Annotated in this window: 11 protein-coding genes and 1 pseudogene; 5 read left to right on the top strand and 7 right to left on the bottom strand. The window is 68.6% G+C overall.

What is annotated here, in order from left to right:
* The coding region (locus ACFWU9_RS29700; protein WP_384323849.1) for a DUF5819 family protein at window positions 1–597 on the top strand (597 nt) is incomplete at its 5' end.
* Window positions 587–1,738: an HTTM domain-containing protein gene (locus tag ACFWU9_RS29695; RefSeq protein WP_384323847.1), complete on the top strand. Its 1,152-nt coding sequence runs from the start codon at window positions 587–589 to the stop codon at window positions 1,736–1,738. The genes ACFWU9_RS29700 and ACFWU9_RS29695, both read left to right, overlap by 11 nt.
* A 455-nt stretch (window positions 1,739–2,193) precedes the next feature.
* Here ACFWU9_RS29695 and ACFWU9_RS29690 read toward each other — a convergent pair whose 3' ends face one another.
* Window positions 2,194–3,129, bottom strand: coding sequence for an NADP-dependent oxidoreductase (locus ACFWU9_RS29690; RefSeq protein WP_384323845.1), 936 nt, complete (start codon window positions 3,127–3,129; stop codon window positions 2,194–2,196).
* A gap of 50 nt (window positions 3,130–3,179) precedes the next feature.
* Here ACFWU9_RS29690 and ACFWU9_RS29685 point away from each other — a divergent pair, with 50 nt between their 5' ends.
* Window positions 3,180–3,794, top strand: a complete 615-nt coding sequence (locus ACFWU9_RS29685; protein ID WP_384323843.1) for a TetR/AcrR family transcriptional regulator — start codon at window positions 3,180–3,182, stop codon at window positions 3,792–3,794.
* 115 nt (window positions 3,795–3,909) lie between these two features.
* Here ACFWU9_RS29685 and ACFWU9_RS29680 read toward each other — a convergent pair.
* The 6 genes and pseudogenes from ACFWU9_RS29680 to ACFWU9_RS29655 all read right to left on the bottom strand — a co-directional run.
* A pseudogene (locus ACFWU9_RS29680) lies at window positions 3,910–4,102 on the bottom strand (transposase); the annotation flags it as partial.
* 457 nt (window positions 4,103–4,559) lie between these two features.
* Window positions 4,560–5,138: an alkaline shock response membrane anchor protein AmaP gene (amaP, locus tag ACFWU9_RS29675; RefSeq protein ID WP_384323841.1), complete on the bottom strand. Its 579-nt coding sequence runs from the start codon at window positions 5,136–5,138 to the stop codon at window positions 4,560–4,562.
* Window positions 5,139–5,142: 4 nt separating this feature from the next.
* A complete protein-coding gene (locus ACFWU9_RS29670; protein WP_384323839.1) occupies window positions 5,143–5,802 on the bottom strand; it encodes a DUF6286 domain-containing protein in 660 nt (219 codons plus the stop codon).
* Window positions 5,799–6,143 (bottom strand): hypothetical protein, encoded by a 345-nt coding sequence (locus ACFWU9_RS29665; RefSeq protein ID WP_384323837.1) that lies wholly within the window; start codon window positions 6,141–6,143, stop codon window positions 5,799–5,801. Before ACFWU9_RS29665 ends, ACFWU9_RS29670 begins: the two co-directional genes overlap by 4 nt.
* Before the next feature lie 5 nt (window positions 6,144–6,148).
* The gene (locus ACFWU9_RS29660) at window positions 6,149–6,370 is read right to left on the bottom strand and encodes a hypothetical protein (protein ID WP_384323835.1); all 222 of its coding nucleotides are present in this window, start codon (window positions 6,368–6,370) and stop codon (window positions 6,149–6,151) included.
* Between the two features lie 27 nt (window positions 6,371–6,397).
* Complete coding sequence (locus ACFWU9_RS29655; protein WP_384323833.1) at window positions 6,398–6,886, bottom strand: Asp23/Gls24 family envelope stress response protein; 489 nt, start codon at window positions 6,884–6,886, stop codon at window positions 6,398–6,400.
* A 93-nt stretch (window positions 6,887–6,979) separates the two neighbouring features.
* Between ACFWU9_RS29655 and ACFWU9_RS29650 the strand changes: the two genes are divergently transcribed.
* On the top strand, window positions 6,980–7,672 hold the full coding sequence (locus tag ACFWU9_RS29650; RefSeq protein ID WP_384323831.1) for a hypothetical protein: 693 nt from the start codon (window positions 6,980–6,982) through the stop codon (window positions 7,670–7,672).
* A gap of 298 nt (window positions 7,673–7,970) precedes the next feature.
* Window positions 7,971–10,019: a SpoIIE family protein phosphatase gene (locus ACFWU9_RS29645; RefSeq protein ID WP_384323829.1), complete on the top strand. Its 2,049-nt coding sequence runs from the start codon at window positions 7,971–7,973 to the stop codon at window positions 10,017–10,019.
* The last annotated feature ends 362 nt before the right edge of the window (window positions 10,020–10,381 follow it).

Genomic DNA, 10,381 nt, shown 5'->3' with positions numbered 1-10,381 from the left:
GCGGGATTGCGTACCGTCGTATTCCTCTGCCTGGCGACCGTGCTGACCCACGCGGTCCTGGTGTTTTTGCACATCGCGCCCCCCAACGCCGTCTCGCAGCGCTACAGCCGACAGATCAACGCCTGGGTCTATCCGCTCTTCGAGCAGAACTGGCGGCTCTTCGCCCCTGACCCGGACTCCGTCAACCGGCAGATTTCCGCGCGGACGGCGCGCACCGCGGCCGACGGAAAGGTCCAGGTGAGCGGGTGGTTCGACCTGACGGCCGTGGACAAGGCGGCCGTCGAGCACAGCCCCTTCCCCAGCCACACCGCGCAGAACGAACTGCGCCGGGCCTGGACGTCGTACCTCGAACTGCACGGCGGGAGCGACGAGTCGCGTTCCGCCCGCGCCGTAATGATGCAGAAGTATCTGCGCAACATCGCGGTGGCGCGGACGAGCGACCGCTTCGGCAAAGGCGCCCCGTTCATCCAGCTCCGCGTCGTCACCGTGCCCATCCCGCCCCTGGGGACGGACGGCACGCGCGCGGCCCAGGGCTCGCCGAAGACCCCCGAGACCCGGCTCCTGCCCTGGTGGAAGGTGACGCCCGATGGCAACTGAACAGCTCTCACCGCGCGACCGGACCAGGCGCCTGTACGCCCTGCTGACCGAACAGCCGCTCTCGCTCTACGCCACGGCAGTGCTGCGCATCGGCTACGGCCTGCTCTATCTGGGCTTCCTGCTCAGGGAGTTCCCGCATCGCGACGAGATCTGGGGACCCGGTTCGCCCTGGACCCCGGAGCTCGCGGCACAGCTCTACGACCAGACCGGCTGGGCGAGCATCCTCGCCCTCTCCGAGAGCCGCACCTACTTCGAACTCTGCTACGCGCTGGCTGTCGTCACCTCCGCGCTGTTCGCGCTCGGCTGGCGGACTCGCGCCGTGTCCGTCCTCTTCGCCCTCGTCGTGGCCTCGTTCCACTCCCGGTCGATCTTCATGACGGACGGCGGCGACAACCTCATCCTCCTGATGGCCTTCTACCTCGTACTCACCGCCTGCGGCCAGCGCTGGTCCCTGGACGCGCGCAGAGCGGCCCGGCACGGTGCGACGGGCGACGGGCGTACGACGGCGCCGGCAGGCCAACTCCGCTACGCCCGGACCACGCTGGTCACGGTGCTGCACAACTGCGGACTGATCGTCATCGCCGTCCAGGTCTGCTTCCTCTACGGATCGGCCGGCCTCTACAAGGTGCAGGGCGGTACGTGGGGCAGCGGCACCGCCATGCACTACGTACTGAATCTCGAACTCTTCCGGCCCTGGCCCGCACTCTCACAGATCGCGGACGAACAGACCGTACTGCTCGCGATCACCGCGTACGGGACGGTGCTCCTCCAGGTCGCGTTCCCGTTCGTCCTGTTCGGCAGGCTCAAGTACCCCGTCCTGACAATGCTGTTGGGCATGCACATCGGGATCGCGGTACTCATGGGACTGCCGCTCTTCTCCGGCGCGATGATCGTCGCGGACCTGGTCTTCCTCCCCGACCGCTTCTACCTCGCACTCCGACGCCTGTGCGGGCGAGCGGCGCGGCGCACAGTCCGGCGCGCCGGGCCGGGGAAGCCCACGAGCCAGGCGTCCGAGGGGTTGCCAACCACCGCACTGCTGCCGCAGCAGGGTGGGGCCAAGGGGCCGGTGGAGAACGGTCTCCGTGCGTCACCGTTGCCCTCTCCACCTTCTTCGACCAGGCCCCCAACCACCGCACCTTGAACAACACCCGCACCCCCCTGCCCACCCTCCACCAGCGAGGACAGCGCCTCACCCGACCCCTGTTGCAGAGCAAGCCGCGCAGGTGCGGCAGGCGCTGCCGGAACTGGCCGAGCAGATCCTCGCCGAAGGGGGGCCTTTCCCACATCGCTCACCACGGTCGCGCCGCTTCCGCAGCATGTGGCGGTTTGAAGCTCCCCCGCAGGGCGGCTCCGAGGGGCCAATCCCTCATCTCTGGCACAGCACCGACGTCCAGACCTGACCTGCAGCAGGACTCTCCGCCGTTCGTGGCAAACCACATGATCGGGTAGCTCAGCAGGAAGGCTCTGTGGCCGGAGCGGCATCTCGCGGGGCGCGCACAGGTCGCGGTGTCGACGAGGACACCATTCCTCGCTGGCGCTGACCTGACCGACCCATGCCCCAGCCGGTTGGTGATCGACCTGGCCCCGCACGGAGGTTCAGTGCAGCAGCGCGATCTTGCCCCGGGCATGTCCGGTCTCGCTCAGCGTGTGTGCGGCCGCGGCATCGGCGAGAGGGAACACCCCCGCTACGGGGATTCGCAGCCGGCCCCGCTCGGCCAGTTCGACCGCGATCGCCAGGCCGTAGATCGCGGGCGGATCGGCGGGGCCCAGGGGCATGCCCGGCGAGGTGTGCGACAAGTGCACGCCGTGGGCGGCAGCGGTGACATCGGCGACCGTCACCACGCGGGCCGGGTCGCCCGCGACGGCGACCAGATCGGCCAGCGCGCCGCCCGCGCAGTCGACCACCGCGTCCACACCGGACGGCGCCAGCGCGCGGACCCGCTCAACCAGCCCCGGCCCGTACGTCGTCGGCTCCGCGCCGAGGGAGCGCAGGAAGCCGTGGTTGCGCTCCCTCGCCGTGCCGATCACGGTCGCGCCGCGCACGGCCGCGAGCTGCACGGCGACCGTGCCAGTACCGCCCGCTGCGCCCTGCACCAGCACGGTGTCTCCGGCGGCCACGACGAGCCGGTCCAGCACCCGGAAGGACGTCTCGACGGCGCCCATCGCGCCGGACGCCTCCTCCCACGTCCACGTGGACGGTTTCCGTGTCCACGTGGTGAGGACCACATGGTCGGCGTTGGCGCCGCGACGGGTAGGTGAGGTGGCGCCGAACACCTCGTCCCCGGCGTGAACACCGGACACACCCACACCTACCTCGTCCACCACCCCCGCCGCCTCGTAGCCGGTCAGGACGGGAAAGGCCGTCTCCAGCACCTCCCTCATCGCCCCGGACCGGCTGCGCACCTCGCCCGGTGACACACTTGAGGCACGGACGGCGATGCGGATCTCCCCGAGGCCCGCGTGCGGTTGTGGAACGTCGACGATCCGGAGGACACTGGGCGGGCCGTACTCGGCGAACTGGATTGCTCTCATGGCTCCGAACGTAGGCGGGACGGTCCTCCTGCCCGTCCATAGTGAGAGTGGTGGCGACCAAAGTGAGTCAGTTGCGTTCAGACGCCCACGACAACCGTGAGCGCATCCTGGCAACGGCCCGGCTGGCATTCACCGCCGAGGGCCTGTCCGTGCCGGTCCGGGAAATCGCACGCCGCGCCCAGGTCGGCGCCGCCACCGTCTACCGGCGGTTCCCGACCAAGCAGGCGTTATTCACCGCAGCCTTCGACAAGGAAATGACCCTGTGCTCAAGGGTCATCGAAGAGGGTCTCGCGGCGAGAAACCCGTGGCAGGGGCTATCACGGGTGATCGAGAAGCTCGTGACCGCGCACGGCGGCGACCCGCGGGTGTGGCCCATCCTCGCGCAGCTCTCCCGCAGCGCCGAGTACACCGCCGACCACGACCGGACGGTGAACGGGCTGCTCGAACTGATCCGGCGCGCCAAGGAAAGCGGCGAACTGCGAGGGGACATCGTCCTGGAGGACATCGTCCTCACCATGCAGGCGGGGCACGGCATCCGCGCAGGCTCCCCTGCGGCACAGGCAGCGGCGACGCGCCGACTCGCGGCGCTGATCATCCAGTCGTTTCGGGCAAACCCCGAAGCTGCCCCACTACCGCCCGCCGTCCAGCTGCCGACACGGGCATGACATGCCGAGGCTAGGACGTGGGTGAAGTCGGTGCGCTGCCGGCCACGCTCCCGGACCAGGCCGACTGCCCGGATCTTCTCCAGCGCGAGGTCCAGCAAACTGTCGGCCCGACCTTCCTCAGCCAGACGCTCGCGGAAGTCGGAGAGAACGCTGTGGTGGAAACCAGGGTCCTCCAGCTCCATGCCCATCGCGTACTTGAAGTTGATGCGGTTGCGCACGGACTCGGCGGCCTGACGGTCGGGCAGCTCCAGCAGGAACTGCAAGACCGACACCGTCGCCAACTGAGCAGGTGACAGACCCGGCTCGCCGTCTATACCACTCCTCGAAGCCCTTGTCGCTCCAGAGACCCTTCAGATGGTCATGGATGGCCATGGTCGTAGTGGCCTGGGGATTGCCTGCCCGAGCGAGCCACGCGCACCGTCAGCTCGGGAACCACACCGCCGGAACGGGAGCGAACGCACATCTCGGGCTTCCGAAGTCGCGGACCCCAACCGTGCCACCCGCACGGGCCACTAGATTCGCCAATCTCGGGGTGCTCACCACGAACGGGTGAACCCTCATCACTCCACCCACCACCACAGCCGCACCAGCACCGTTGAGCACGAACGTTCCGTTCGCCCAACGGTCACCAGGACCGCAAAAGACTTCCAACCCGAGGACCGCCCCGCTACACGATCACCTGAACAGGTAAAACGCATCGCTCAGGTGCCACGCAGGGTTTGATCAACCACACCGAATTTCAAGATCGCCGACAGTGTCATCCACTCAGGTCACCTGCTCCGCGTGGTGCTTCGTGACCCGCAGGCGGGCTTCCGCCTGAAGCGCCGCCAGGTTCGCGGAACGCTGTGCGTTGCCCAGCACTTCGCTGGTGAAGTGGTTCAGCGTGTCGGCTGGTGCGGCGTGCGGTTCCAGCAGCAGGCGGACGCGCACCACGGGTGCGGTGCGGTGGCCTGTCAGTCTGACCCGTGCACCAGCCACCCCGTCCTGGGCTTCCGCTTCGCTCTCCAGGACCCTCTCCAGGGCCTTTCCGCGCAGCGTTGCGCCGTCTCCGTCGGGCGTGTTGATGACTACCTCTGACAGTCGGGCGCGCCGGAGTAAAGCCAGCAGCCACCAAAGGGTGAGCACAAGGATGACAGCGAGGGCGGCGATGACGACGGGCCACCACCAGTCGTCGTTGCGCCAGCGAAGGCGGTTGGCGTGGGTCAGCAGTACGTCGTGTGAACTGCTGTATGGCCACCAGGACGGCACTGCCCAGCCCTGCCCTTGCGCCATGGCCACGCCACCGGCGCAGAACAGGACGAGTCCGATCACAGCCAGCAGTAGGCGATTGACCGTCCGGATCATTCTGTCATCCCGTCTTTTTGGGCCTGCGGACACGGACCGACAGTGAAGGCGGCTTGGCCAGGCCGAGCTGCCCGACAGCGCCCCCCAGAGTCGCGTCCAGGTCTTTGCGTACATCGTCGAGTGCGCGGAAGTGGGACTGGGCGCGGACTCGCACCTTGGAGCGGTGGACCTTCACCCGTGCGGCCTGGACGCCGGAGACTTCCATCGCCCGGTCGCGCAGTACCAGCGCGGCAGCATCGCGTTCGAGGCCTGCCCTTAGCTGCGTGGCGTCGCGTCGCATGGGCAACAGAGCGCGCAGACCAGGGGTGAGAGCGAGCAGGGCCAGCCAGACCCCGAGAGCCATGGCGGCGCAGGCAGCGACCACCACCCATGTCTCGTTCAATGGCTGTTCGGCCAGCTCCTGTGCCAGTCTGCGGCGCCAGTACATCGCCGGGCCGCCCGCACGTACCGAGACGATGTCGTACAGCAGCAGTCCGGCTGCTCCGGCCAGTACCGCGGCGAGCAGCAGGGCGGGAATCCGCCGCATGGACCAGAAGCGCCCGGTCCTGCCGGCGCCCCCGGCCGGCTTCTTCGGTGAGGATTCATGGCGTGTGGCCGCGGCGCTGGCGCGGCCCTCGTCCTCGCCGGTGCCCTGCCCGCCCGGTTGAGGTGCGGGTTCACTCATCGGACCCTCCGGTGTGCTGCACTCCCCGCCCGGGAGTGCAGCCGTTCGACTCTCACCTGCACGTGGGGTACCTCCAGGCCCGCCAATGCGGTCACCTGTGCGGCGACCTGACGGCGTACGGCCCTGCACTGTGCACCGATGTCACTGGGATAGGACAGCTCCACACTGACGCGCACGTGCGCGGCGCCGTGACGCACCCTGACCCGGGCGTTCGGCGCGGTGCCTACCCACGGGGCGGCATCAAGTGCCTCGCGTGCCGCCTGCGCGGCGATCTTGATCACCGCGCGGTCAGTGATCACGGTCGACCCGCGCTCAGCCGTCGCGACCTGATCAGCAGCCATACGGGTCACCGCCGCCGCCCGTAACGGTCACGGCGCCGCAGAACATCGTCGTCGCGCTGGGGCCGGCGGAAGAAGTAGCCGGGTTGCATGTCGCCGTCGGAATACCACCCGGCCAGAAACCCGGCGATCCCCAGTACGGCCACCACCACAAAAGCTCCGAAGCCGCCGAAGTACCCGGCGAATCCGAGCGCGATACCGGCCAGGAGGCCGGCGGCCGCTCTGTTCATCGTGTGCTCCTCTTCACGTCGCCCGCGTCAGCGCAGCTGTGACTGTGAGTCGTCGTCTTCCTCGCCGGGCAGCTTCACATCGCTGACCGCGATGTTGACCTCCACGACTTCCAGGCCCGTCATCCGCTCCACCGCAGAGATGACGTACTCACGGACAGCCCCCGCGACATCGGCGATCTCCACCCCGTAGTCAATGACGATGTCCAGATCGATCGCTGTCTGTGTTTCTCCCACCTCCACCTTCACACCCTGGCTGACGGACCTGCTGCTACCCGGGACCCGTTCACGGACGGCGCCGAAAGTGCGGGCCATACCGGTGCCGCCCATCGCATGCACGCCCATTACTTCGCGGGCCGCCAGACCGGCGATCTTCTCCACCACGCCGTCGGCGATAGTGGTGCGCCCCCGCGAACCGGGGCTGCCGCCCCGCCTGCCCGCCGAGGGCTTTTCCCCTTCCCCGTCTGGCCGCTCCCTGACGGAAGCCCCGGGCTGGTTGTGCGCCGCGTTCTCCGACATCGCAATTCACCCTTTTCTGCTAGATACAGGACTCACGGCTCAGAGTAAGCGTGCTTGCCGAGCACCGCGCCACGAATACGGCACGCTGAAAACATGACCACGACGCACAGCACCGGTGGATGGCCCGCCGCGGTACAACAGCTCCGCGACCTCGGCAGAGCGCTGCCCCTCGGCGAAGCGCAGGACGCCACCTGGCTCTTCGAATGGGCAGCCGCGGCGGAACTCCGGCGAGCCGGCGCCACCTTGCCGGGTGCGACACCCGGCCGGCTGCGGATCGGCCTGATCGATCCGGACACTGCGGGCACGCCCGCCACTACCGCCCCACCCAGCGCGCTGCCACCCGGCCCTCTGCGTATCGACGGGGAATTCGCAGCCCTGCCCGGAGAGCCGCTGCCCGCCCTCGCAGATCAACTGCGCCACGTACTGTTCGCCTGCGCGGCCGATCGGCTGGGACTGCACGTCGCAGAGGTGAACCTGCAGGTAACGGCGCTCCTGGAGTCGGCTGATGCTTCCCCCGTGCCCCCTACTCCGATGGAGGTACCCACCACCTCCCCGGACGAAGAAGCAGCCTTCACCGCAATCGCCGTTCCCGGCGTCGCCCACCTCACCAGGACTCTGGGCAGCCCGGTGACCGAACGCCGGGGACACCTGCGGGTCGAATTCGCCACGGCGGCCGGGCACCATCCACTGCACGTAGCCCGCGCCGTCCGAACAGCAATCACAACCAAGCTGGCAAGCGACACACCAGTAACCGTGCTCATCACCGCAGTGAACGTCACTGCCTGACCTGAACGCACACCCGTGGGAAGCGATCACACGATGCGCGGCTTCTTCCCCTGAAACAGAGAGCACGGCACCACGCTCTCCGGACTACGCCCTGCGCCGGGGAGTCACCAACCATCTGGATCGGCTCGCCGACGACGTACGCGCGGTGGCGGCGGGGGACTCCGACCATCCGGTGACCCCAACAGGGAAAACGCCTTACCGACCATGCCTCCCGCCTGCGGTTGGGCGGTTGTCGATATTCTGAACCCTGCAGGCCAGGCAGAGCGGCCTAAAAGGGCATGAGTCGTATAGTTCTTCTATGTCCACCCCGGGAGATGGGACTGCCGGCGAGCCCCTTGAGGTGCTCGCCGTGCTCGATTCCCATCTGACGGTGACCACCTGGACCGGGTCCGCCGAGCGCTTGTGGGGCTACCCCACAGGCGAGGTGCTCCACCGTCCTTTCGCGCGCCTGCTGGCCCCGGGCGGCTCCGTTCCGGCCGATGCCCTCGCCGCCGGCCGCACCTGGTCGGGCCCCGTGCGGATCAGCCGCCGAAACGGCCGGCAGGAGGAGCTCAGACTCTCGGTCTTCGCCCTGCACGGCGGTGACCGCACAGCGGGCTGGCTTCTCTGCACGCACGATCCGGTGGCACGGCCGAGCCTGGACCCCCCGGCGCTGCGTGCTCTCATCGGACATGCGCCGTTCAGCCTGGCCACGTGGGACCGGGACCTGCGCTGTACGTGGTTCAACGACAGTGTTTACGACCGGAGGATCTTCCGTGCCGGCCCGGAGTTGGGCGGTCACGTGACCGACCTCTTCGACGCCCGGCATCCCGCTTTCCTGGAATCAGCGATGACGCGGGTGCTGGAGACCGGCGTGCCGCTGATCCGCCACGAGCTGTGGCCAGCGTCGGCGGAGCGGGAGGGCAACTACTGCTGGGTGACCTTCCTGCGCCTGGAAGGATCCGACGGGCGGCCGCTGGGTGTGTGCTCGGTGGCAATGCATGGCAGCGGCGGGCAGGAGCGCGGACGGCTCAGGCTGCTCAGCGAGGCGGAGCGGGGCGTAGGGACCAGTTTGGATCCGATGCTCACTGCCCAGGAGCTGGCGGAGACCGCAGTGCCGAACCTCGCCGACTACGCCACGATCGACCTGACCGAGGCGGTCCCGCTGGGAAGAGTGCCGCTGGAACGCATCCGGGCCGACGGCCCCGGCATCCCCGGCTTCTACCGTGCTGCGGCGGCCTCCATCCACGCCGACCTCCGCGAATCGCTCTGGGCTCCGGGAATGGCGGTCTTCGTCCCCCGCGAATCTCCCTTCACCGCCGTTCTCGGGAGTCGGAGGTCCCATTTCGAACCGTTCCTCGACACATCCCCGGGCACCTGGCTCGACAACGACCCGGACCGAGCCCGGGTTATCCGCCAGACCGGGATGCACTCCCTGATCATCGTCCCGCTGCACGCGCGCGGGGCGATGCTGGGCATCGCCGTCTTCGTCCGCACCGAGAACCCGACCCCTTTCAGCCGGGCCGACCTCGTCCTCGCCGAGGACCTGGTGTCGCGGGCGTCGCTGAGCCTCGACAACGCTCTCAGCTACACCCGCGAGCGGGCAATGGCGCTCACGCTGCAGCGCGATCTGCTGCCGCACCGCCTGTCTGGCGCCGGCGTCGTCGAGGTGGCTTCCCGCTACCTGCCGTCCGACACCCACGGCGGCGTGGGCGGTGACTGGTTCGACGTCGTTCCGTACGCCGGTGGTCGGATCGCCCTGGTGGTCGGGGACGTCGTGGGCCACAGCATCAACGCGGCGGCCACCATGGGGCGGTTGCGGACCATGGTCCGCACGCTGGCCAAGCTGAGTATGCTGCCCGACGAGCTGCTCACCCATGTCGACGAACTCGTGGTCGAGATGGCCCGGGGTGACCTGGAAGGTGACGATGCCTCACTCCCGGCGGTTGGGGCGACCTGTCTGTACGCGCTGTATGACCCGGCCACCCGGCGGTGCACCATGGCTAGCGCGGGGCATCCGCCGCCCGCCATTCTGGCTCCGGACGGATCGGTCGAGTTCGCCGACGTTCCTCCTGGAGCGCCGATCGGGGTGGGACTGGCATCGTTCACATCGGTCGAGGTTGAACTGGAGGAGGGCAGCGTGCTGGCGCTGTACACCGACGGCCTGATCGAGACCCGCGACGCCGACATCGACCAGGGCATGCAACGGCTGCGTTTGGCACTCACTCACCCGGCGCCGTCCCTGGGCGACCTGTGCGACACGGTCGTCGACATCATGCTCCCGGACGGACCTGCCGACGACGACACCGCGCTCCTGCTGGCCCGAACCCTTGCTCCGGCGTCCACGGACACGGCCGGGATCCGGTAGCCTAACCGGGTACCGGATCCCGGTAGACCGGGAGGGAACTGTCGGAGCCACCGGGCGCGATCACCGGACGGCCACCGTTCAGGACACTTCCCCGTGGACAGCCGAGGTATTGGCCAGATCGGTGAGGTCCGTGGGTCCACGCAGGTACGACGGTCCGGGACCGCGAAAGAGGCGCCCCTCTCGCCGGTGACGGCGAACCCTGAGCGGGCCGGCACCCCACGGATACCGTGCAGTCGTGTGTGGCCCTCGCCCACGGCGGCGGCAAGCCGCACCGTGAACATCTGGCTCAACGACTACGACAGTCGGCCCCGGCGGCTTCACGATCCGATAGCCGCACCCCACCAATATGGTCCTCGTCCGTC

Origin of the sequence: Streptomyces sp. NPDC058653, from assembly GCF_042716895.1 — a bacterium.
Taxonomy (GTDB): domain Bacteria; phylum Actinomycetota; class Actinomycetes; order Streptomycetales; family Streptomycetaceae; genus Streptomyces.
This window is presented reverse-complemented; position numbering and strand designations above follow the sequence as displayed.